This is a genomic window from Pseudomonas sp. GW823-FHT02E01 (assembly GCF_058797535.1).
In genome coordinates, this window is sequence record NZ_JBXAJS010000015.1 from 26,022 (window position 1) to 48,200 (window position 22,179).

Sequence of the window (22,179 nt, forward strand, 5' to 3'; positions counted from 1 at the left end):
CTGACGCCTGCGCGACGTTTGACTCAATTGGCTACTCGAACTGGCCGGATGCGACCGTGACACTTTTCGGCGGCTGACTAGTATGGGGGCCTGAAATATCACTGATCAGAACCGCAAAAGGACACACGCATGCGACGCTGGAACGGCTGGGGAGATGCAACCACGGTGGTCGAACTGCCGGCCCAGGGCGCGAGTTTTCTCGCCCAGCGGGTGGGAGACGGTCGAGCGCTGCCCGATGCGACGCTTGAGACAGCATTGGCCCGCGTGCCCCCGTCGCGGTTGCAGCAACACTTCCTGTACAGCGTGGATGCCCAAGATCGTTTGCTGCATGCGCGAGGGCAGAGCCTGCCGGACTGGCTGGCGTTGCGTGAAGGCGCGCTGGGGAATTATCCCGACGCCGTGGCCTATCCCGTGAACGCTGAACAGATTCGCCGGTTACTGTTGCTCGCCCATGAACAGGATCTGTGCCTGATTCCTTATGGCGGTGGCACCTCGGTGGCCGGTCACATCAACCCGCCGAGTTCCGCGCGGCCGGTGGTGACGGTTTCCCTGGCCCGCATGAATCGCCTGCTGGACCTCGACGAACAGAGCCTGATGGCCACGTTCGGCCCTGGCACCAGCGGACCGCAGGTGGAAAGTCAGTTGCGCGCCCGTGGTTACACCCTGGGGCATTTCCCGCAATCGTGGGAGCTGTCGACCCTGGGTGGTTGGGTCGCCAGCCGCTCCAGTGGTCAGCAGTCGCTGCGCTATGGGCGGATCGAGCAACTGTTCGCCGGCGGGACCCTGGAAACCTTTGCCGGTCCATTGGAAATTCCATCTTTTCCGGCTTCGGCGGCCGGTCCTGATTTGCGCGAAGTGGTGCTGGGCTGTGAAGGCCGTTTCGGGATCATTTCCGAGGTGAAGGTACGGGTCAGCGCTCTGCCCGCCGATGAGCGTTTCTATGGTGTGTTTCTGCCCGATTGGCCCAAGGCGCTGCAAGCCATCCGCCAGTTGGCCCAGGCGCGGGTACCGCTGTCGATGCTGCGTCTGTCCAACGCGGTGGAAACCGAAACCCAGCTGGCGCTGGCCGGTCACCCGCAGCAGATCGCCTGGCTGGAAAAGTACCTGGCCCTGCGCGGCGTCGGTGCGGGCAAATGCCTGCTGACGTTCGGTGTTACCGGCAATCGTCGACAAAATGCGCTGTCCCTGCGCCAGGCCCGGCAGCACCTCAAGGCGTTCGGCGGGGTGTTTACCGGCACCTTGCTCGGCAAGAAGTGGGCGCAGAACCGTTTTCGTTTTCCCTACCTGCGGGAAAACCTGTGGAACGCCGGTTACGTGGTGGACACCCTGGAAACCGCCACTGACTGGAGCAACGTCGATAACCTGCTCACGCTGATCGAAAACAGCCTGCGCGACGCCTTGGCTGCCGAAGGCGAGCGGGTGCATGTCTTCACCCACCTTTCCCATGTCTATGGCGAAGGATCGAGCATCTACACCACCTATGTGTTTCGCCCGGCGGCCGACTACCCCGCCACCCTGGCGCGCTGGCAGGCGCTCAAGCAGGCGGCCAGCCAGACCATCGTCGACAACCACGGCACCATCAGTCACCAGCATGGCGTGGGCAAGGACCACGCGCCGTACCTGCGGCGGGAGAAGGGCGCGCTGGCGATGGACACCCTGCAGGCACTGAGTCGGCACTTTGATCCGGCCGGGCGACTGAACCCTGGCACGCTGTTGCAGGAGTGACGGCCATGAGCCTGGACTGGAACGCGGCGTGGCGACAGCGAGTGCTGCCGACGCTGGCGGATGAAACCTGGGACCTGATCGTCATCGGTGGCGGCATCAGCGGCGCCGGCATCCTGCGCGAAGCCGCGCGCCGAGGGTGGCGTTGCCTGCTGTTGGAGCAGCGCGATTTCGCCTGGGGCACCTCCAGCCGCTCCTCGAAAATGGTCCATGGCGGCTTGCGTTACATCGCCAAGGGCCAGTGGCGCCTGACCCGCGACTCAGTCCGCGAACGCCAGCGCCTGCTCGACGAGGCGCCGGGGCTGGTGGAGCCGATGAGTTTCATGATGCCGCATTACCGTGGCGGTTTTCCCGGACCGCGGGTGCTGGGTGGTTTGCTGTCCATCTATGACGCATTGGCCGGGCGGCGCAGCCATCACTTCCATGACGCGCAACAACTGCGTTATCTGGCGCCCGGGGTGAAGGAAGATGACCTGCTGGGCGGCACCTGTTTTGTCGATGCGCTGACCGATGATGCCCGTCTGGTGATGCGTGTATTGGGCGAGGCCCGGGCCGATGGCGCCGTGGTGCTCAACGGCGTGCGCGTACAGCAATTGCTGCGTGAAGAGGGGCGCGTTTGCGGGGTTCAGGTCGAAGACTGCGAAGGGGGCGGGTTACTGACATTGCGTTGCGGTGCGCTGGCCGTGGCCACCGGCGCGTGGGCCGAGCGCTTGCGCCTGCCCGATGCCCCTCGCCAGTTGCGGCCGTTGCGTGGCAGTCATCTGTTGTTGCCGGGCTGGCGCTTGCCCGTGGCGCAAGCCTTCACCTTCCTGCACGAGCGCGACCGTCGACCGGTGTTCGTTTTCCCTTGGGAGGGTGCCACGGTGGTCGGCACCACGGACCTCGATCATCACGGCGATCTGGATCAGAGTGCGAGCATCAGCTTTGATGAGCTCGACTATCTGCTGGCGGCCTGCAGCCAACAGTTCCCCCAGGCCGAGGTGGTCGCCGCCGATGTGCTGTCGACCTGGTCGGGCGTGCGCCCGGTGGTGGGCAGTGCGGCGGGTGAGCATCAAGACAAGCCGTCGAATGAAACCCGTGAGCATGTGCTGTGGCAGGAGCCTGGTTGCGTGACCCTGGCCGGCGGCAAGCTGACCACCTTTCGCCCGCAGGCGATTGAAGTGCTCAAGGCCTGCGCAGCCATGCTCAATCGTCCGTTCGTTGATGACGCCGCGCCGGTGTTTGCCGTCGTGCCGCCGCTGGCGATCCCTGGGCTCAGCGTCAGCCAGTGGCGACGCCTGGCCGGGCGGCATGGCCGTGACCTGCCGAGGCTGGCGCAACTGATCGCCGAACTCGGCCACGACACCGTCGGCGGCACTGACACCTTGTGGGCGGAGCTGGCCGTTGCCTGCGGTGGGGAAATGGTCCTGCACCTGGATGACTTGCTGCTGCGCCGAACCCGCCTGGGCCTGTTGCTGCCGCGCGGTGGCGAGGATTATTTCGCTGCCATTCGCCAACTCTGCCAACCGCGACTGGGTTGGGACGATGAGCATTGGCAGCAGGAATTACAGCGTTATCGGGCGTTGTGGCAACGCCATCATGGTTTGCCGGATGCCGCGCATTGATGCCCATTGAAGAGAGCTCCATGGATAACCACCCGAACAAGCGTTACCTGTTGGCCATCGACAATGGCACCCAGAGCGTGCGCGCGCTGCTCTTCGACCTGCAGGGCAATCTGCTGGGCAAAGGCAAGGTCGAGTTGCAGGCCTATTACTCGACTCAACCCGGCTGGGCCGAACAGGACCCGGAGTATTACTGGGCAAAACTGGGTGAGGCCTGCCAGCAGTTGTGGCAGCAAACCGGCATCGATCGTTCACAGATCGCCGGTGTTTCCCTGACCACCCAGCGCGGCACAGTGATCAACGTCGATGCTCAGGGCAAGGCGCTGCGCCCGGCGATCCTGTGGCTCGATCAACGCCAGGCCGAAGTCAAAGGCGGCATCAAGGGACCGTGGGGCTGGCTGTTCAAACTGGTCGGCGCGCAAGCCACAGTGGACTACTTTCGCACCCAGGCCGAGGCCAACTGGATCGCCCGCCACCAGCCTGAGGTCTGGGCGGCGACCGACAAGTTTTTGCTGCTCTCGGGGTTTCTCACCCATCGCCTGTGTGGGCGCTTTGTCGATTCGGTGGGCTGTTGCGTCGGTTACCTGCCGTTCGACTTCAAGCGCTTGCGCTGGGCCGCCCCCGCCGACTGGAAATGGCAGGCGCTGGCGGTGCGTCCCGAACAACTTCCGAGCCTGCACAAGCCCGGTGAAACCCTCGGCTACATCAGCGCCGAGGCCAGCCGCCACACCGGCATTCCCGAGGGGCTGCCGCTGATCGCCGCAGGTGCCGACAAGGCCTGCGAAGTCGTGGGTTCCGGCGTCGTCGACCCAGGCACCGTGTGCCTTTCCTACGGCACCACGGCGACGATCACCAGCACCCGGTCGCGCTACCTGGAAATCGTTCCGTTGATTCCGCCTTACCCGTCTGCGGTACCGGATCAATACAACTGCGAGGTGATGATTTATCGCGGCTACTGGATGGTCAGCTGGTTCAAGAACGAGTTCGGTCTGCGGGAAATGCAGCAGGCCAAAGCCCAGGGTGTGGAGCCCGAGCAACTCTTCGATGCGCTGGTCGACGCCGTGCCGCCGGGCTCCATGGGGTTGATGCTGCAACCCTACTGGTCGCCCGGTATCCGCGAGCCGGGTGTCGAAGCCAAGGGCGCGATGATCGGCTTCGGCGACGTGCATACCCGCGCACACATTTACCGGGCGATCCTCGAAGGTCTGGCGTATGCCTTGCGTCAGGGCATGGAGAAGATCGAGAAACGTTCGAGGGTCTCCATCACGCGCTTGCGCGTCGCCGGAGGTGGCTCCCAGAGTGATGCCGCGATGCAACTCACGGCGAACATTTTCGGCCTGCCGGCCGAGCGTCCGCATGTCTACGAAGCGTCCGGCCTGGGCGCGGCCATTTGCTGCGCGGTGGGGCTGGGACTGCACGCGGATTTCCCCACGGCGATGGCCGCCATGACCCGGGTCGGTGCGGTATTCATGCCGCAACCCGAAGCGCAGCAGATCTATGAGCGACTGTACAAAGAGGTCTACCTGCGCATGTATCGACAGCTCAAGCCGCTGTACCAGAGCATCCGCAAAATTACCGGTTACCCCGCTTAGGAAAACACCCGGGAACCCTGTGGGAGCGAGCTTGCTCGCGATAGCGGTGTGTCAGTCAAAGTAACTGTTGGCTGACCCACCGCTATCGCGAGCAGGCTCACTCCTACAATGTCCGGGGGTGATTTCATGTCACCTCATGTGGCGCTATCGGAGACCTTTTCTGGTGAGATTGGACAGTGTCAGGGGCAGGGTCGGTTGTTAGGCTCAACCCCCACAGCACATCCAATAAGAACCAAGCAATGAAGCTGACATTCCTCCTGTTGCTGCTTTGTGCAACGGCCCCCACAGCCTGGGGCTGGTCGAACCATACGGTGGGCAGCTACCTGGCGTTGCAGGATTTGCCGGCCTTGCGTGATGCGCCACAGGTCGAAGTCGAGCCGCTGGAACAGTTTCTTTCGCAGCAATACCAGGCCGTGAGTGCGCTGCTCGATGAGCAGGAGCGCTTCGCCCGCGAGCACTTCGCCCAATACCCGCCGCGCCCCGACAACCTGCGATTGCCAGTCGTGCCTGGGGGCAATCTGCGCCATGACTTCCTCAGCGCACTGCGCATCAACCCCGGGATTCATCTGGCGATGGTCATCCAGCCGATGCCGGGCAAGGATCTGCCCGAGTGTGAACACCTCAAGGCCGAACAAGTCATGGTGCAACAGACGCTTTCACCGTGGAATCGCCAGCGCTTCATCGTTGTCGCTGACCACGAACAAGTCGCGCCCCTGGCCGTGTTGGCCAGCGCTGCCGATGAGCCGGATTACGGCCACGACATCAACCTGTTCAGTGACAACCCCGGCGAAGTCGGCGCGTTGTACGGCTTCGGCCCGCAGCCTTTCGGCGACGCCCGGTTTCAGTACAGCTCCCAGGCACCGTTCCATATGGGCTTCTTCCATGAAAGCCCGGTGGTGTACGCCGCTGCCGGGTTTCTTCAGCGCAGCTGGCCGGACTGGCGCGCCTACCAGTACATGGGCTTGGCGCGACTGGCGTTTGCCACTGGCCATCCTTATTGGGGCTATCGATTTCTCGGTTGGGGCCTGCACCACGTTCAGGACCTGACCCAGCCTTATCACGCCAAGCCGCTGCCCGGTGTCGAACTGGCGAGCCTGCTGGTGCTGGAAGGCAAGGCTCTGGCCGGCTTCGATGCGGACAAACATACCGCCATCGAACGGGTCGCCACCCGACACATGGAAGTGGAGAAGTATCAGTCGACCTGGCTTCGTCGCCTGCTGCGCGCCGGCCATGCACACCCGATGCTCGACGCTTATACCGACTCTGCACAGGACGGCCGTTATCCGCCGTACTCAGTGAACTACCTGCGCGAAGTGGTGAGTGCCGAGTCCGTCGACGAATCCGCGGCGTTTGATGAAGCCATCGGCCAGTGGTTGGACACGGCACCGACCACCAGCGATTTCAGCAGCGGTAATCAGCTGCAGCGCGAAGACTTCGACCATCCGGCACTCAACCGGCAGCTGTTCAAACTGCTGGGAAATTTCGGCGCCCACAGCCGGATTTACGCCCGTGCGGGATTGGCGCCATAGCCATCGCAGCCACAGTTTCAGAACACAAAAACAATAAAACCAGGGAAAGAGGAAAGGATCATGAGCACTCGATTTCGCCTGTCTGGCGCGGCGCTTCCCGGCGTGGGCCTGGCAGGGCTGCTGCAACTGTGCGCGGTCGACGGCGTGCAGGCCAAGGAGTTCAGCGTGCTGGACAACCAGATCACCGGTTCATTCGACAGTACCTTGTCCTATGGCCGCTTGTGGCGGGTCCAGGGGCGGGACAAAAACAACGACGACGTCAACACCAACGACGGCAATCGCAACTTCGACACCGGGCTGGTTTCCGAGGTGTACAAGATCACCTCGGAGCTCGAGGCCAACTATCAGAACTACGGGATGTTCGTGCGCGGCACCGCGTTCTATGACACCCAATTGATGGACAAGCGCAACGATTACTACCGTAACAACAACCCGTCGCAACCCAGTCAGAGTTTCCCGCAGGACGACCACTTTACTGACCAGACCCGCGATATCGCCGGCAGCCGGGTGGAGATGCTCGATGCCTACCTCTATGGCAACTGGGACGTTGCGCAGATACCAGTCACGGCCCGTGTCGGGCGCCAGGTGTTCAACTGGGGTGAGGGGATTTTCTACCGTGGCGGGGTCAACACCACCAACCCGGTGGACGCGGCCAAATACCGTTTGCCCGGGGCTGAAGTCAAGGAAGTGCTGGTGCCGGTGGAAGCGCTGAGCTTCAACATCGGCCTGACCGACAGCCTGACCATGGAAAGCTTTTACCAGACGAACTGGAAGGAAACCCGCATCGACCCGGTCGGCACGTTCTACTCGCAGACGGACCTGTTCGCCGACGGCGGCAACACCGCCTACAACAACTTTACCGGTACCGCCCTGGACACCCCGGTGCCTGGCTTCGGCAACGTGATCGATCTGTACAGCGCGCTGGGCAACAACCCGCTGCTCAGCCAGGCCCTGAGCACCACCGGCTTGTACGCCAACGGGGTCACCCCGGCCTTTGGCAACACCGTCAAAGTGGCCTCGGTTGGCAAGGATTACAACGCGCGCAACGACGGCCAATTCGGTTTCGCTTTTCGCTACATCGTAGAAGAGCTCAACAGCACCGAGTTCGGGTTGTACATGGTCAACTACCACGCCAAGGAACCGACCATTTCCGCCGATCTGGGTGGGTACAAGGGCATCGACATGAACGCCCTGACCAACCTGTTGGCCGGTGTTGCCGGCAGCCAGGCGGGGCAACTGGCCAACGGCCTGGCGACCATGGATGTGCTGGGCAATATTCAGGCGCATCGGCGCTACGCCGAAGACATCCGCATGTACGGCTTCAGTTTCAACACCACCCTGGGCCAGGCGTCGGTTTTCGGCGAAGTGGCCTATCGGCCGAACCTGCCCATCGGGGTCGCCGCCACCAACGACCTGATCGGCGACCTGGCCAACGGCGCCGCCGCAGCGGCAGGCGGCCAGACCATCAACATCGGCGGGCAGCAGGTCACGCTCGACAGCCAGATCAATAACGCCGAGCGGGTGGAAGCGTTCAACACATCCGTGGGCACCATCTACAACTTTGGCCCGAGCCTGTCATTCGACTCGATGTTCGGCGTGTTCGAGCTGGCGTCCGAGCACCTGCGCGGCAGCAGCCTGCAATACACCGCGTATGACGGCAGTACCCGTTACTACGCTGGCACCGGTAACTTTTCCTATGTGTCCGGCGGCGAACGCAGCGATCAGGTCAACCGCAACTCCTACAGCTACACCGCGATGCTCAACGGCACCTGGAACGACGTGTATGCCGGGGTCAACGTCTCGCCTTATGTCGTCTACAAGGATGACTTCAAGGGCAACAGCTACCAGGCGGGCAACATCATCGAGGGCCGCAAGGCCTACACCCTGGGGATCAAGGCCAACTACCAGAACAAGCTGGAGGCCGAGCTGCAATACACCGAGTTCTACGGCGGTGGGCAGGACAACGGCCTGCGTGACCGCGACAACGTCGGCTTCAACCTCAAGTACTTCCTTTGATTGCTACATGCAGACCCATTGTGGGAGCGGGCTTGCTCGCGAAAGCGGTGAATCAGGCGACATCTGTGCTGGATGTGCCGCCCTCTTCGCGAGCAAGCCCGCTCCCACAGGTTTTTGTACTTCGGAGAACGATCATGTTTCACACTTCACGACTGACCAAGACCACGCTGGCGCTGCTCCTGAGCCTGGCCGCCGGCAGCGCGCTGGCCGCGATCTCGCCCCAGCAGGCCGAGCAATTGAAGACCACGCTGACACCGCTGGGGGCCGAGCGTGCCGGCAATGCGGCCGGGACCATTCCGGCCTGGAACGGCGGCATCACTCAGGCACCGGCGGGCTACAAGCCGGGCCAGCATCACCTGGACCCGTATGCGGCGGACAAGCCCCTGTTCACCATCACCAAGGCCAACCTTGAACAGTACAAGGCCCACCTCAGCCCGGGTCAGATCGCACTGTTCAACAGCTACCCCGACACCTTCCAGATGCCGGTCTATCCCTCTCGCCGCTCGGGCGCGGCGCCGCAGTGGCTGTATGACAACACCTTGAAAAACGCGACCTCGGCCAAGCTGCTCGATGGCGGCACCGGTTTTGACGATGCCTATGGCGGTGTGCCGTTCCCGGTGCCCAAGGATGGCATCGAGGTGCTGTGGAACCACATCACCCGTTATCGCGGCATCTATGTGGTCCGTCGTGCCTCCGAAGCGCCGGTACAACGCAACGGCAGCTTCGCGCTCGTGACCTCGCAGCAGGAGGGGCTCTTCAACTATTACCGCCCGAGCGGGCAGTTTGCCGACCTGAAAAACATCCTGTTCTACTACCTGGCGTTCGTGAAGAGCCCGGCCCGTCTGGCGGGCGGTGCGGCATTGGTTCACGAGACCCTGGACCAGCTCAAGGACCCGCGTCAGGCCTGGGTCTACGACGCGGGCCAGCGCCGTGTGCGCCGGGCGCCGAACCTCGCGTATGACACCCCGATCGCCTCATCCGACGGCCTGCGCACGGCGGACGATACGGACCTGTTCAACGGCTCGCCAGACCGCTACGACTGGAAGCTCAAGGGCAAGCAAGAGGTCTACATTCCCTATAACAATTACAAAGTCGGCAGCCCTGAGGTGAAGTACGAGCAGTTGCTCACGCCGGGCCACCTCAACCCGCAATTCACCCGTTATGAGCTGCATCGGGTCTGGGTGGTCGAAGGCACGCTCAAGCCGGGCGCGCGGCATATCTATTCCAAGCGCGTGCTGTTTCTTGACGAGGACAGTTGGGGCGCCGCATTGGTGGATCAATATGACGGGCGAGGGGAGTTGTGGCGGGTGTCGATGGCCTACCTGAAAAACTTCTACGACCTGCCCACCACCTGGAGTGCGCTGGACGTATTCCATGACTTGCAGGCGCGTCGTTACTACGTGCAGAACCTGGATAACGAAGAGCCGGGCACAGTGGACTTTGCCCAACCGGTGCCCGAAGACGCGTACTTCATGCCGTCGGCATTGCGCCAGCGCGGGACGCGGTAAGCCGCGCAGCACACCCTTTCAGATGCGGTCTGTGAGAACGCAATCGCGAGCAAGCTCGCTCCCACAGGGTTTTGGGTCGTTCACAGAGTCTGTGTTCGACTCTCTACCTGTGGGAGCGGGCTTGCCCGCGAATGGGCCTTTCAATTACCGACGGTGTACGGTCAGACGCGGAAGTGGCTCACCATCTGCTGCAATTGACCACCCAACCGCGCCAGTTCAATGCTGGACTTGGCGGTTTCATCGCTCGCCGCAGCGGTCTGCTCGGACACATCGCGCACGTTGATGATGCTGCGGCTGATCTCTTCCGCCACGGCACTTTGCTGTTCGGCAGCGGCGGCGATCTGCTGGTTCATCGACTGGATGTTGGACACCGTGCGGGTGATGTTCTCCAGTGACTCGCCGGCCTTGCGGGTGAGGGCCACGCTGCTGTCGGTGAGGACGCGGCTGTTGTTCATCACGGCGGACACTTGTTGCGTGCCGTTCTGCAGGCCGGCCACCAAGCCTTCGATTTCCTCGGTGGATTTCTGCGTGCGCTGGGCCAGGCCGCGGACCTCGTCGGCCACCACCGCAAAACCACGACCGGCTTCACCGGCACGGGCTGCTTCGATGGCGGCATTGAGTGCCAGCAGGTTGGTCTGTTCGGCGACGGCCTTGATCACGTCCATGACGCTGCCGATCTTGTCGCTTTCCTGTTGCAGCACGCTCATGGCTTCGGTGGAGCGCACCACTTCGCTGGCCAGGCGCTCGATCTGGGCGATGGCTTCGTTGACCACTTTGTCACCTTCACGGGCTTCGCCGTCCGCCGCTGCAGCAGCTTGCGAGGCTTCTTCGGCGTTGCGCGCGACTTCCTGCACGGTGGCGGTCATCTCGTGCATGGCGGTAGCGACCTGATCGGTCTCGACTTTCTGGCTGTTGACCCCGGCACTGGTCTGCTCGGTCACGGCCGACAGCTCTTCGGCGGCGCTGGCGATCTGGGTCACGCCGTCGCGGATGCCGCTGATCAAGTCGCGCAGGGTCACGCCCATGCGCGCGATGCCTTGCTGCAACACGCCGAGTTCATCACGGCGAGTGACCAGCACATTGTGGGACAGGTCACCGCTGGCGATGCGATCGACCACCGCCAGGGTGTCGCGCAATGGACGGGTGATCTGGCGAGTGATGATCACGGCGGCAATGACGCCCACCAGCAGTGCCAGCAACGTGCTGATCAGTTGCAGGGTACGGGCCTGGGCACTTTCGGCGTCACGGCGGTCGAGCTGGATCTGGTACAGCTGATCGCTCTGGGACACGATGGCGGCGCCCTGTTCGGTCATTTCCTTACGCGCCTGCACCGCGTCATTGCTGGCGGCCTTGTAGGTCTGCAAGGCGCTGCGGTAGTTGCCCAGCGCGGTTTCCAGCTGACGCAAGGCGTCTTGTTGGGAATCGGCGAAATGCACGTTCAGCGGTTTCAGGCTGGCGATGGCGGCGTCCAGTTGACCGACGGCTTTTTGCTCGGTCTCGGCATTGGTACTGGCGGTGTAGCCGCGCACTTCGTAGCGGGCTAGCAGGAACGCTTCCTTGGCAGCCGTTATGGCCTGGAACTGTTCGAAACGCTGGTCGCTCAACGGCATTTGCTGCACGCGGGTATTGATGTCATTGATCAGCGTGTTGGCGGTTTCGGCGTTGGCACTCATGGCGTCGCGGGCGCTGTTGCCGGCGCGATAGGCGCTGCGCATCTTGCCCAGGGACGTCCTGTAGGCGTCGATGACGGCGCCTTGCTCGCGCAGCAGCTTGAGGTTTTCCGGGCTTTTGAACTTCGCCAGCAGGGCTTGCTGCTGGGCCGAGAAGGCGTCGAGGGTGGTCTGCACGTTCTGCGCGGCGGTTTCGTCGCCGTTGGTCAGCATGTATTGCAGGCGAACCACGCGCAGCTTGGTCAGGCCGGCGTTGAGCTGGGTGATGTCGCTCATCCAGTTGCTGCGGTCGATCAACCCGCCCAGGCTGGTCCAGCCGGTCAGGGCCAGGACGCAGGTCAGTGCCAGGACCAGGCCAAACCCCAGGCCCAGTTTCAAGTTCACGCTGATGTTGCCGAACCAGCTATTCATCTCATTCCTCCAGGAACTTGGTACTTCTTTATCGTCGGTTGGCTGGAAGATTGTTTTTTTTGGAAGCCGCCAAGCGGTGTAAGCAGGATGTATCGGCAGCAATCCCGGGAGCTGAAAGGTTTTTTCCGCATGGTTCTGTAACAAGACTTTTACAGCGGCTTTAAGCTTTTTTTCACATGGGTTTCACCAGCCACCGACGCGCGTTTCCTTAACCTGCCGGTATCTGATGAGGTAGTGCGTGCCGGCGAGGCGGCTTGATGTGGAATTAAGACTGAGTCTTTTTGGGGTAAAACGCTCGATCGATCTGAACCGCTTCGCCCGTTATCGCAACGCTGCGGTGGTGTTGGTCTCGGCGTTGCTGGTGATCCCGTTGGTGCTGTTCTTGCTGCGACCTGCCGCCGTTGCGGACCTGGCTCACGGCAATGTGACCGGTGCACAGGCGTTGATGACCGGGTGGGCCAAGGGCGACCTGATCGTTCTGGTGCGCCACGTCGAGCGCTGCGATCACTCCTCGGCGCCTTGCCTGGTTGGCAACGATGGCATTACCGAGCGCTCGCGCAGTGTCGCCATGGGTGTCGGTGCGCATTTCCAGAACCTGGGCCTGGACAAGGCCGATATCTACAACAGCCCGATCCTGCGTACGGCGCAGACCGCCAACTTCATGTTCAACAAGGTCGGCACGGGCGAAGACTGGCTGATCGGTTGCCGGGGCACCATGCTGCGCGACGCATTGGCGCACAAAGTGGCCGGACGTAACCTGATTCTGGTGACCCACAGCGAATGCATGGACCAAATGGAAAAAGACCTCCATTTGCCGACTTCGACCCTGGGTTACGGGGCTTCTTTGTTTATCTCCGCCGAAACGCCGCAGACTCCGCGCATGCTTGGCTTTATCGAAGCATCGGATTGGCCGACGGTGACGACCCGTTGAATTTCACCATCCCTTTGAATCAGGACTGAGCATGCAGACCGCTTCCCGCTTTTACTGGGTGAATTTTGGTATTCCGCTGGCCTGCGCGGTCGCGGTGTTCCTGATGTTCGACATGACCAGCATCGACATCGCCTTCAACAATTACTTTTTTGATCCGGTGACGCAGACGTACCCGTTGGACCAGGTCCATCTGTTCGAAAAAATCACCCACAAATGGGCGCGGATCATTCCGAACTGGACCGGAGAAATGGCGATTATCGGTGCCTTGCTGTCGTTTCTCTGGCCGCGCCTGAAGACTGAAAAGCACTCGAAAATCATCGCCTTCCTGGAAAAAATCAAAGTCGCACCGGTGCTGCGCTTTGCCAATCGCCATCGACGCGACTTTCTCTACGTGGTGTTCGCGTTCTCCATCAGCACCGGGGTCATTCACTACCTCAAGGGCCACACCAGCGTGTATTGCCCGATCGAGACGACCCTGTACGGCGGCAAAATGGAGCACATCGAGTGGTATGAAAATTTCGACCTGTTGAAAGTCGCCGGTGAGGGGCGCTGCTGGCCGGGCGGACATGCATCGGGCGGTTTCACCATGCTGGCGTTGTACTTCGTGGCTCGCCGTTATCGCTGGCGTTATTCGAAAGCGATCATGTACGGCTCGCTGACCCTCGGTTTCATCTATGGCACCACGCGGGTATTGCAAGGTTGGCACTACATGTCCCACACCTTCTGGGCCGGGATCTTCGTATGGCTGGCGTGTTTACTGACGGCGCTGGCATTCTACGGGCGAGCGAGGCTGGAACAGCCCGTGCTCTCCAAAGCGCAACAACCGGTGGCGGCGACTCAGATCCAGGCAGCGAATTGAATTGGTGTTGAACCGCAAAACCCGCATCTCGAAAGGGGGCGGGTTTTTTGTTGCTCGAGGAAACCTTCAGTGAGTCTCGAATTGCGAATTCGCAGACAAAAAAAAGCCCGCGGGAGGGCGGGCAAACCGTAGTTTCTTGAATGAGCGAGTGCAATGTACAGGCAGTAACGCAACCGTGGGGTGAAGAAAAATTCATCTGGATCAAAGCCTTGTACCAGAGCTTGCGGCATAGCTACGGCAAATGATCCGCGGCAAAGTCTGCTTCCGACCGGTTTGTCTGTCAGGCATCGACTCGACGCCACTACCTGGAAACAAGGAGGTTCGGGCCGGTGCCCATATTGCAACCATGCACATAGCGGCATTGCGCGACTGTCCATGTGACCCTATCGTCAGATTTTACCTGCCACAAAGTGCTTTTGTGAGTTGTGGGCGTACGATGTAACTCACGTTTTCGCTGAAATCCTGGGGGAGCGAACGAAGCGACCGAGCGATGTTGAATTGGAGAAAAGTCATGATTCGCAAGCACTACTTGAAAGCCCTGGCGACGCTGCTCATCGCCGCTGGCGTGCAGTGGGTGACGCTACCCGTCTTCGCGACCGAGCAGGGTGAACAGCGGCGTGAAGCTCGCGATACCAGGCAGGAAGGGCGATCCACTGCCCGGCAAACCAAGGATGAGTGCAGAAAGGGCAATGACAAGAGCAACGTGGAATGTCGCCAGGACAAGCGCAGCACCAAGCAGGATACCCGTCGCACAGCCCGGGATATCAAGTACTGATCGTTGGCGTGGGTCCTGTTTCAGACGGTTGCAGGGCTAGCGATACAGCCAGAAACAAGAAAGCCCGCACGGGGCGGGCTTCGTTGGTGTCTCAATTGGTGGAGCCGGGGGGATTTGAACCCCCGTCCGCCAGTACTCCGCTGTCGGTACTACATGCGTAGCCGTGTCTATTAAGTTAACCCTCAGCGACCCGACGGGCAGGGTGCTTTGGGCGAGTTGTGTAAGTTTTAGCCGCTTCGTCCACAACGTACTGCACGGCGATTCTGTTCTATATGACAATCACTTTGGGTTTACAGACATCCCCTGGTGATTGCTGGACCCGAAGGTACCAGAAGCTCAGGGCTAAGGCTGCTTACGCAGCGAGAGCGAATTCCTGGCCGTAGTTATCGTCATTGGCAACTATAAGTAGTTGCAACAGTGGATTTACGAGTTCTGTTACCAACTCGGCATGCACCTAAAGTTTCGCAACCGGCGTCGAATCCTAAACGGCCCCGAGCCTGATGCTCTGTGAATCAAGTGAGCAGCAGGCATATACAGTGTACGTCATCACGCCCCGGAAGGCCAACCCGTAGGTTGGCCACCACAGATCATGGGTTTGGTTGGGTGCTCTGTCTGTCAGCGAGCGCCAATGCCTGGGTGGCCTCGGTGACGCATTTTTTGTCGTCTCCGGAGGCTTGTGAGGCTTCGGCGCTGGACATCAGTCTTTTGATCTCCATCGTGGTGTTTGCGGAGTTCGCCGGCAGCGCATTCACTTTGCCTTTGAGCTCTTGCAGCTTGCTCGTACAGAGGTTGTTGTCCGCAGCAAATACAGGAGAGGCCAGCATGGCAGCAGCAATGAACAGGCCAGCGAGTGTGGTGCGTTTCATGGGTATCTCCTTGAGCTGATGGTCTCGGTGCTGTCGTATGAGTAGACGGCCAAGCCGAGCCCGAAAAGTCCGCCCGATCTGATGGGGCCTACCTCAAAGACTACGATTCAACGCAAGAATTCGGTTTTCTCAGAAAATGTGTCGAGCTTCTGCAGCGATGCGGGCGGTTACACGTATCCAGCCCCCCAGATGCAACAAAACCCGCAACTGGCAGGTTTTGGTTTGCTTCGTATCGGGCACGGCCGGGCTTTGAGCTCCCGGCTGCCAGTACTCCGTTGTTGATGTACGCCAACGCGGCCCGGAAGGCCAACCCGAAGGTTGGCCTTGAGCCGAGTTACTTGGCGCCTTTTTTCGAGTCGGTGACGGCCTTGATAATGTCGTTGGTCTCGGCGATGCAATCATCAATGCCTTCCTTGGTGCCTTTTGCCTGGTCGGCTTTGGCTTGCTCGACGGAGGCTTTTACCTGGTCAGTCATTTCCGGAGGAATCTGTGCCTTGCCGTTTTCGATGGTTTTCAGGTTGACCGCGCAAAGGTCTTCAGCGGCAAATGAAGTGGAAGCCAGCATGGAAGCAGTAACGAACAGACCTAACAGCACAGAACGATTCATGTGTTTCTCCTTGAACTGATGGCCAGGCATTGCTGGCCATCAAATCGGTCTACCGAGTGTTGGGAAAGTCCCGCATTGGCGGGACTTGATCGGTGGACTGCGGCGACACGTCAGGGTTCTGTTTTTCTGTGTTGATGCCCACAAGAAACGACTAGACAGGCGCCTGAATGCGCCTTTCTTGAGGCCTCGTCATCAGGTCACCCTGGCCTGGGTAACGCGGTCCACCAGATAGACTAGTCCGTGGTAGTCGATTCCGCCGTGTTGTGTCAGGCCAATCTCGCAGGTACGGCTGGTGGAAATCCCCTCGCTGCACTGCTGCACCGCATCCTTGAGCGTGCGCAGCGAATGGGCGTTCAGCTCTGGCGTGGTGAAGCCCTTGTCGCCGGCGAAGCCGCAGCAGTGAATACCTTCGGGAATGACCACGTTTTTGCTGCACTTGCGCGCCAGGTCGATCAACGCCTGGCTTTCCCCGAGGTGTTGGGTGCTGCAGGTTACGTGTACGGCGATCGGCGCCTCCTGAGGCGTGAAGTCCAGGCGATCCATCAGGTGTGTGCGGATGAAGCGCACCGGGTCGTACAGGTCCAAACGGACTTCCCCGAGGTCTTGAACCAGGCGCAAGGTGCATGGGCTGGTGTCGCAGTAGATCGGGTCGAGCCCGCCACGGCTGGCGTGGAGCAGGGCGCCGATCAGTTCCTGTCGTTTGTGCTCGGCTTGCTCGGCGTAGCCTTTGGAGGCGAATGGCTGGCCGCAGCACAGGTTGTCGAGGTTGTCCGGGAACACTACCTGGTAGCCGGCCTTTTCCAGCAGGCCTCGGGTCTTGTCGTGCAGCGACATTTGCTCCGTATCGCCCGCTGCCGGGCCCATGGCGCGGGATACGCAGGCCGCCAGATAGACCACGCGCGGGCGCGCGTCCGTCACCGTCGGGCTGAAGCGAATCGGCCGTTCAGGCTGGGGCATGGCGTTGGTCCATTGCGGGACCTGGCCCTTGGACAGGCGCGTCAACGTCGCCGACAACTTCGCCAATCTCGGTGCCCCCAGCAACATCCGCGCACCATTGGCCACGTGCAGGGTGAAGCGTGCACCTTGCAGTGCCGTGGCGAAATGTCCTTCAAGCCAGTTCGCGGTTTTCGTATGCGTCGCCTTCCGGCTGCGCAGCTTTTTCACCAGCTCGCCGGTATTGATGCCTACAGGGCAACGTTGTGCACACAGGCCGGTGGCGGCGCAGGTATCGATGCCTTGATAGTCGTAGGCGGCTTCGAGTTCGGACGTATCGATGCCCGCGCGTTTCTTCGCCTGAATGTCGCGCCAGATCACGATGCGCTGACGCGGGCTCAGGGTCAGGCCTTTTGACGGGCAGACCGGTTCGCAGAAGCCGCATTCGATGCACTTGTCCACAATCTCGTCAGCAGCGGGCAAGGGCTTGAGGTGCTTGAGGTGGATCTGTGGATCTTCGCTGAGCACCACGTCCGGGTTGAGAATGCCATTGGGGTCGAGCAGTCGTTTGAGCTGCCACATCAACTGGTAGGCATCGCTGCCCCATTCCAGTTCAACGAACGGCGCCATGTTGCGTCCGGTGCCGTGTTCAGCCTTCAGCGAACCGCCGAACTCCACCGCCACCAGTTGCGCCACGTCGTCCATGAACGCCTGATAGCGTGCGACTTCTTCCGGGCTGTTGAAGCCTTGGGTGAAGACGAAGTGCAGATTGCCTTCCAGGGCGTGTCCGAAAAGGATCGCTTCGTCGTAGTGATGTTTGTCGAACAGTTCGATCAGGCGGTTGACGCCGATGGCCAGTTGTTCGACCGGGAAGGTGACGTCTTCGATGATCACCGTGGTGCCGGTCTTGCGCACGGCGCCGACGGCGGGGAAGGTGTCCTTGCGGATGGCCCAGAGACGGGCGTTTTCCTGCGGGTCTTCGGTGAAGTCGACCTGCTTTTCCACCGGGAACGCCTTGAGCGACGCCATGATCTGCGCCAGTTGCTCGTGCAGCAAAGTGGACGACGCGGCGCGGGATTCGATCAATAGTGCACAGGCATTGTTCGACAGGTGCTGTACGAAAGCGGGCATGCCGGGTTTGTTCTGTACCGAGCGCAGGCTGCGCCGGTCCAGCAGTTCCACGGCCGACACTGGTTGGCTTTTCAGCACAGACACTGCATTGCAGCAGGTCTCGACATCTGGGAACACAATCAGGGCCGAGGCCTTGTTCGGGTGGTCGATCACGGTGTCGTAGGTCACGGCACTGATGAACCCGAGTGTGCCTTCGGAGCCCACTAGCAAGTGGCTCAAGATATCCACAGGCTCGTCGAAATCCACCAGGGCATTGAGCGACAGGCCGGTGGTATTTTTCAGGCGGTATTTGTGGCGAATTTTCGCAGCCAGCTCGGTATTTGCGCGGGTCTCGCGGCCCAGGATCGCCAAGCGTTCCAGCAGCGCGGCGTGGCTTTGGCGAAACGCCGTGACGCTGGCGGCATCCTCGGTGTCGAGACGACTGCCATCGGCCAGCACCAGACGAATGCCGGCCAGGGTGTGATAGGTGTTTTGCGCGGTGCCGCAGCACATGCCGCTGGCATTGTTGGCGACGATCCCGCCGATCTTGCAGGCATTGATCGAGGCCGGGTCCGGACCGATCTTGCGTCCGAACGGTGCCAGCCAGGCGTTGGCCTGGGCGCCGATCACCCCCGGTTGCAGGCGGATTTGCGTGCCTTGGCCGCGGATCTCACGACCGTTCCAGTTATCCCCCAGCACGATCAGTACCGAGTCGCTGATGGCTTGGCCGGACAGACTGGTACCGGCGGCGCGGAAAGTCACCGGCACCTGATCCCGTTGCGCCAGTTGCAGCAGTGCCACCACTTCGTCTTCGGACTCGACGCGGATCACCAGTTGCGGAATCAAACGATAGAAGCTGGCGTCGGTGCCGAAGGCCAGGGTCGACAGCGGGTCGTCGAAACGTCGCTCTTGGGGAATCAGTTGCTGTGCATCACGCAGGAAAGCGGCCGGTAGACTCATTGGTCCTCCAGGATCAGCACCACCAGGTCTTTCGGACCGTGGGCGCCGTACGCCAGCACTTGCTCGATGTCGGCGGTCTTCGACGGGCCGGACACCAGCAGTGCGTTAGTCGGCATGCCCTGGGCCCATTCGAATTCCTGTTGCACCTGATAGAAGTTGTCGCGAATTTCACTGGCCTTGAGCAGGGCGAAATGCACCGGTGGCGCCAGGCTCATCAGGCGCGGTTCTTCCCGGGTCGGCCAGAGAATAAGGCTACCCGTGGCAGCGATGGCGCCGAGGGTTCCAGTGATGCTCGCCGGGGTGTCGTTGAACAGCTCGGCTTTCCATTCTTCAACCGGGCGGTCGTAGGCTTTCAGCATTGGCAGGCCGGGATTATTCGCCCAGTGCTGCGTGATCCGTTGACCGTGGGGCGTTGTCGGTGCGATCAGCAGGCTTGGCAACTGGCGGTCCTGCAGCAACTGCGCGAGTAGCGTCGGCCACTCTTGGCCGGACGTCAGATGAATTTCCGTGTGCACCGCTTCCATCAATTTGCGCAGTTGCGCAATGCGCTGCTCTGGCGCGTAGGTGTAAGGCTGGGTCACCAGATCGACATCAAAGTTGTCGGCCACCGGCGTGGTACCTGTCAGGCTTTTACGCAGTTTGGCGAGGATATTTTGTTTGGCGCTCATCGGCGGTCTCCCTGTTTGGCCAAGTGCTCGCGGGCCATGTCATGCAATGAGCGGGCAGCGGGTTTCGGTGCGCTGTGGTTTTGCGTCCACGGGCCGACATTGCTCGGCGTAAGGGCGCGCAAACGGGTGGCAAAGAAACCGAACAGGCGATAGAGCGTCGGCGAACTGTTGAGCTTGGCCCAGGCGTTCCAGATGAACCGCTCCTTGCGCGAATACTTGCTGCCCTGGCCGCGCATCACTTGATGGGGGCTGTCCGGGGCCTTGACGTTTTCTTCCCGCAGGCGCCGCAGCAAAGCAGGGATCGGGATTTTCACCGGACACACTTCACCGCAGGCACCGCACAGCGACGAGGCGCTCGGGTGATCCGGGACTTTTGCCAGGCCGACCATGTGCGGGGTGATGATTTTTCCGATAGGCCCGGGGTAAACCTCCCCATAGGCATGGCCGCCGATTCGGGTGTACACCGGGCAATGATTCATACAGGCGCCACAGCGAATGCAGTTCAGGGTCTGGCGCAACTCGCTGTCGGCAAAGGCCTGGCTGCGGCCGTTATCGAGCAGTACGAGGTGCACTTCCTGCGGGCCGTCGAGTTCATGTTCCTTGCGCGGACCGGAGATCATGTTGACGTAGGTGGTGATCGGAATGCCCAAGGCTGAACGGGTCAGCAGCGACAGCAACGGCACCACATCACGCAGGTTTTCCACGACTTTTTCGATACCGGTGACGGCGATGTGCACGGGTGGCACCGTGGTGGTCATGCGACCGTTGCCTTCGTTTTCCACCAGCAGCAGAGTGCCGGTTTCGGCCACGGCGAAGTTGACACCGGAGACGCCGATGTCCGCTTCGAAGAATTTCTGCCGCAGGACTCTGCGGCCGATCTGAATGAGTTGGTCTACGTCCTTGGTGTATTCCACGCCAAGTTTGTCGTGGAACAAGGACGCGACCTGACCGGCGTTCTTGTGGATTGCCGGCATGATTATGTGTGAAGGCTTCTCGTGGTCGAGCTGGACGATGTACTCGCCCATGTCCGATTCCAGGCATTCAATGCCCTGTTCAGCGAGGACATGGTTCATCTCCATCTCTTCGCTGACCATCGATTTGCCCTTGATCACTTGCCGCCCCTCGTGAGCGCGGATGATCGAGAGGACGATGCCATTGGCCTCGTCCACCGTTTCCGCCCAGTGCACTGTCACACCGTTGCGGGTCAGGTTCTGTTCCAGTTGCTCGAGCAGGTCGGGCAACTTGGAGAGCGCGCGGGCACGGATTGCATTGCCCAGTGCGCGCAAGTGTTCTCTTTCATGGGCATCGCTGAAAGCGGCTGCCCGTTTGGTCATCAGTGAATCCATCGCCTTGCGAAAGTTGCTTCGCAATTGCGGGTCACCCAGTGCGTTGTGGGCGCGGGTGCGGAAATCTTCTTCTACGGCAACCGTAGGAATAATCGTCGAGGTGCTCATTTCACACCTCCGGTTCGCTGCCAGAGGAAGCTGGCCAGATGCTGACCGCGCAACGCTTCCTGCTGTTTTTCCAGCGAGCCGTTGATGTTCATCAAACAGCCGCAGTCGGCACTCAATACCTTGTGCGCGCCGGACTCCTTCAGCGCCCGGGTCTTGTCAGCCACCATCGCGCCGGAAATGTCTGGCATACGGACGCTGAATGTCCCACCAAAGCCACAGCATTCACTTTCGTGATCGTGGTTGACCCGCTCCACATTGCTCAACTGCGCCAACAACTCGCGGCCGTGCAGGTGGGTGTTCATTTCACGGCGTGCCGAGCACGAGGTGTGCAGCGCCACTTTCACGGGCTCGCCGCCGTCCTTGAGCTGCACCTTGCAGACAAACAACAGGAACTCGGCCAGCTCGTAGGTTCTGGCCGCCAGGGCCTGGACCTGTTTCAACGTTTCCGGCTCGTCCTTGAACAAGTCGGCGTAATGTTCGCGCAGCATGCCTGCACAAGAGCCTGACGGCACCACCACCGGATAGTCGCCGGCAAACAGCGCCAGTTGCGAGCGCGCCACGGTCCGAGCCTGTTCGGTGTAACCCGAGGTGTAGGCCGGTTGGCCGCAGCAGCTTTGCCCTTGCGGGTACTCGACACGAATGCCTTCGCGCTCCAGCAGGTGGATCGCATCCATCCCGGCTTCCGGGTAGAACAAATCGACCACGCAGGTCCCGAACAGGTAGACCCGTGACGGTTTCTCGCTGGGGTATTGCCGAGGCTCGGGCAGTGGCGGGGCGACACGGGTCGCATTCGGCACGGCGTTGTAAAAAAGCTCGCTCATCAGGCGGTCTCCGGGTGGTCCCGGTTATTCGTCTGTTGAGGCTGCTGAATATAGAGCCGGTAGCTTTCAGCAGCCTTACAGACCGGGGTGTGAATAGCGGACGCCGGGGGCGTGGCCCGGCGTCGGTTTTTATCGTGTTGCTTGTA

General features: G+C 61.0%; 16 protein-coding genes, 1 other RNA gene and 1 pseudogene. 9 read left to right on the forward strand and 9 right to left on the reverse strand.

Features of this window, described 5'->3' with window-relative positions; genetic code table 11:
- Window positions 1-129 precede the first annotated feature (129 nt).
- The 6 genes from AC1RDQ_RS26700 to AC1RDQ_RS26725 all read left to right on the forward strand — a co-directional run bounded on the left by AC1RDQ_RS26700 (window position 130) and on the right by AC1RDQ_RS26725 (window position 9,968).
- Window positions 130-1,725: an FAD-binding oxidoreductase gene (locus AC1RDQ_RS26700; RefSeq protein ID WP_492588583.1), complete on the forward strand. Its 1,596-nt coding sequence runs from the start codon at window positions 130-132 to the stop codon at window positions 1,723-1,725.
- 5 nt (window positions 1,726-1,730) lie between these two features.
- Window positions 1,731-3,326, forward strand: coding sequence for a glycerol-3-phosphate dehydrogenase/oxidase (locus tag AC1RDQ_RS26705; protein WP_492588584.1), 1,596 nt, complete (start codon window positions 1,731-1,733; stop codon window positions 3,324-3,326).
- A gap of 20 nt (window positions 3,327-3,346) precedes the next feature.
- On the forward strand, window positions 3,347-4,915 hold the full coding sequence (locus AC1RDQ_RS26710; RefSeq protein ID WP_492588585.1) for an FGGY-family carbohydrate kinase: 1,569 nt from the start codon (window positions 3,347-3,349) through the stop codon (window positions 4,913-4,915).
- Between the two features lie 239 nt (window positions 4,916-5,154).
- Window positions 5,155-6,444 (forward strand): phospholipase, encoded by a 1,290-nt coding sequence (locus AC1RDQ_RS26715; RefSeq protein WP_492588587.1) that lies wholly within the window; start codon window positions 5,155-5,157, stop codon window positions 6,442-6,444.
- 60 nt (window positions 6,445-6,504) lie between these two features.
- The gene (locus AC1RDQ_RS26720) at window positions 6,505-8,460 is read left to right on the forward strand and encodes a DUF1302 domain-containing protein (RefSeq protein WP_492588589.1); all 1,956 of its coding nucleotides are present in this window, start codon (window positions 6,505-6,507) and stop codon (window positions 8,458-8,460) included.
- A 134-nt stretch (window positions 8,461-8,594) separates the two neighbouring features.
- Entirely contained in the window at window positions 8,595-9,968 is a 1,374-nt protein-coding gene (locus AC1RDQ_RS26725; protein ID WP_090453004.1) for a DUF1329 domain-containing protein, read from the forward strand.
- Between the two features lie 161 nt (window positions 9,969-10,129).
- Here AC1RDQ_RS26725 and AC1RDQ_RS26730 read toward each other — a convergent pair whose 3' ends face one another.
- Both AC1RDQ_RS26730 and AC1RDQ_RS26735 read right to left on the reverse strand, forming a co-directional pair.
- The gene (locus AC1RDQ_RS26730; protein ID WP_408003798.1) at window positions 10,130-10,993 is read right to left on the reverse strand and encodes a methyl-accepting chemotaxis protein; all 864 of its coding nucleotides are present in this window, start codon (window positions 10,991-10,993) and stop codon (window positions 10,130-10,132) included.
- Between the two features lie 42 nt (window positions 10,994-11,035).
- Window positions 11,036-12,049 (reverse strand): annotated as a pseudogene (locus AC1RDQ_RS26735) (methyl-accepting chemotaxis protein); the annotation flags it as partial.
- 259 nt (window positions 12,050-12,308) lie between these two features.
- Between AC1RDQ_RS26735 and pmrG the strand changes: the two are divergent.
- From pmrG to AC1RDQ_RS26750, 3 genes are all read left to right on the forward strand, one after another.
- On the forward strand, window positions 12,309-12,980 hold the full coding sequence (gene pmrG, locus AC1RDQ_RS26740) for a lipopolysaccharide core heptose(II)-phosphate phosphatase PmrG (protein WP_492588590.1): 672 nt from the start codon (window positions 12,309-12,311) through the stop codon (window positions 12,978-12,980).
- A gap of 31 nt (window positions 12,981-13,011) precedes the next feature.
- Window positions 13,012-13,839, forward strand: a complete 828-nt coding sequence (locus AC1RDQ_RS26745) for a phosphatase PAP2 family protein (RefSeq protein ID WP_492588592.1) — start codon at window positions 13,012-13,014, stop codon at window positions 13,837-13,839.
- A gap of 511 nt (window positions 13,840-14,350) precedes the next feature.
- On the forward strand, window positions 14,351-14,614 hold the full coding sequence (locus tag AC1RDQ_RS26750; protein ID WP_492588593.1) for a hypothetical protein: 264 nt from the start codon (window positions 14,351-14,353) through the stop codon (window positions 14,612-14,614).
- 96 nt (window positions 14,615-14,710) lie between these two features.
- Here AC1RDQ_RS26750 and ssrA read toward each other — a convergent pair.
- From ssrA to AC1RDQ_RS26785, 7 genes are all read right to left on the reverse strand, one after another.
- Window positions 14,711-15,107, reverse strand: a transfer-messenger RNA (tmRNA) gene (gene ssrA / locus AC1RDQ_RS26755).
- A gap of 94 nt (window positions 15,108-15,201) precedes the next feature.
- Window positions 15,202-15,480, reverse strand: a complete 279-nt coding sequence (locus tag AC1RDQ_RS26760; RefSeq protein WP_057716496.1) for a PA2433 domain-containing protein — start codon at window positions 15,478-15,480, stop codon at window positions 15,202-15,204.
- A gap of 334 nt (window positions 15,481-15,814) precedes the next feature.
- Complete coding sequence (locus AC1RDQ_RS26765; RefSeq protein ID WP_090453013.1) at window positions 15,815-16,087, reverse strand: PA2433 domain-containing protein; 273 nt, start codon at window positions 16,085-16,087, stop codon at window positions 15,815-15,817.
- 192 nt (window positions 16,088-16,279) lie between these two features.
- Window positions 16,280-19,090, reverse strand: a complete 2,811-nt coding sequence (locus AC1RDQ_RS26770; RefSeq protein WP_492588595.1) for an FAD-binding and (Fe-S)-binding domain-containing protein — start codon at window positions 19,088-19,090, stop codon at window positions 16,280-16,282.
- Window positions 19,087-19,758 (reverse strand): LutC/YkgG family protein, encoded by a 672-nt coding sequence (locus tag AC1RDQ_RS26775; RefSeq protein ID WP_102669031.1) that lies wholly within the window; start codon window positions 19,756-19,758, stop codon window positions 19,087-19,089. The genes AC1RDQ_RS26770 and AC1RDQ_RS26775 overlap by 4 nt, the downstream gene beginning before the upstream one ends.
- Window positions 19,755-21,212 carry a LutB/LldF family L-lactate oxidation iron-sulfur protein gene (locus AC1RDQ_RS26780; RefSeq protein WP_090453019.1) on the reverse strand — a complete coding sequence of 486 codons (1,458 nt, stop codon included), beginning with the start codon at window positions 21,210-21,212 and terminating at the stop codon, window positions 19,755-19,757. Before AC1RDQ_RS26780 ends, AC1RDQ_RS26775 begins: the two co-directional genes overlap by 4 nt.
- The gene (locus tag AC1RDQ_RS26785; protein ID WP_492588596.1) at window positions 21,209-22,033 is read right to left on the reverse strand and encodes a (Fe-S)-binding protein; all 825 of its coding nucleotides are present in this window, start codon (window positions 22,031-22,033) and stop codon (window positions 21,209-21,211) included. The genes AC1RDQ_RS26780 and AC1RDQ_RS26785 overlap by 4 nt, the downstream gene beginning before the upstream one ends.
- Window positions 22,034-22,179 lie beyond the last annotated feature (146 nt).

Excerpts from the sequence above, each read along its gene's own strand:
- AC1RDQ_RS26700 (WP_492588583.1), top strand. The coding sequence starts at position 130 with ATGCGACGCTGGAACGGCTGGGGAGATGCAACCACGGTGGTCGAACTG.
- AC1RDQ_RS26705 (WP_492588584.1), top strand. The coding sequence starts at position 1,731 with ATGAGCCTGGACTGGAACGCGGCGTGGCGACAGCGAGTGCTGCCGACG.
- AC1RDQ_RS26710 (WP_492588585.1), top strand. The coding sequence starts at position 3,347 with ATGGATAACCACCCGAACAAGCGTTACCTGTTGGCCATCGACAATGGC.
- AC1RDQ_RS26715 (WP_492588587.1), top strand. The coding sequence starts at position 5,155 with ATGAAGCTGACATTCCTCCTGTTGCTGCTTTGTGCAACGGCCCCCACA.
- AC1RDQ_RS26720 (WP_492588589.1), top strand. The coding sequence starts at position 6,505 with ATGAGCACTCGATTTCGCCTGTCTGGCGCGGCGCTTCCCGGCGTGGGC.
- AC1RDQ_RS26725 (WP_090453004.1), top strand. The coding sequence starts at position 8,595 with ATGTTTCACACTTCACGACTGACCAAGACCACGCTGGCGCTGCTCCTG.
- AC1RDQ_RS26730 (WP_408003798.1), bottom strand. The coding sequence starts at position 10,993 with ATGGGCGTGACCCTGCGCGACTTGATCAGCGGCATCCGCGACGGCGTG.
- AC1RDQ_RS26745 (WP_492588592.1), top strand. The coding sequence starts at position 13,012 with ATGCAGACCGCTTCCCGCTTTTACTGGGTGAATTTTGGTATTCCGCTG.
- AC1RDQ_RS26750 (WP_492588593.1), top strand. The coding sequence starts at position 14,351 with ATGATTCGCAAGCACTACTTGAAAGCCCTGGCGACGCTGCTCATCGCC.
- AC1RDQ_RS26760 (WP_057716496.1), bottom strand. The coding sequence starts at position 15,480 with ATGAAACGCACCACACTCGCTGGCCTGTTCATTGCTGCTGCCATGCTG.
- AC1RDQ_RS26765 (WP_090453013.1), bottom strand. The coding sequence starts at position 16,087 with ATGAATCGTTCTGTGCTGTTAGGTCTGTTCGTTACTGCTTCCATGCTG.
- AC1RDQ_RS26770 (WP_492588595.1), bottom strand. The coding sequence starts at position 19,090 with ATGAGTCTACCGGCCGCTTTCCTGCGTGATGCACAGCAACTGATTCCC.
- AC1RDQ_RS26775 (WP_102669031.1), bottom strand. The coding sequence starts at position 19,758 with ATGAGCGCCAAACAAAATATCCTCGCCAAACTGCGTAAAAGCCTGACA.
- AC1RDQ_RS26780 (WP_090453019.1), bottom strand. The coding sequence starts at position 21,212 with ATGAGCACCTCGACGATTATTCCTACGGTTGCCGTAGAAGAAGATTTC.
- AC1RDQ_RS26785 (WP_492588596.1), bottom strand. The coding sequence starts at position 22,033 with ATGAGCGAGCTTTTTTACAACGCCGTGCCGAATGCGACCCGTGTCGCC.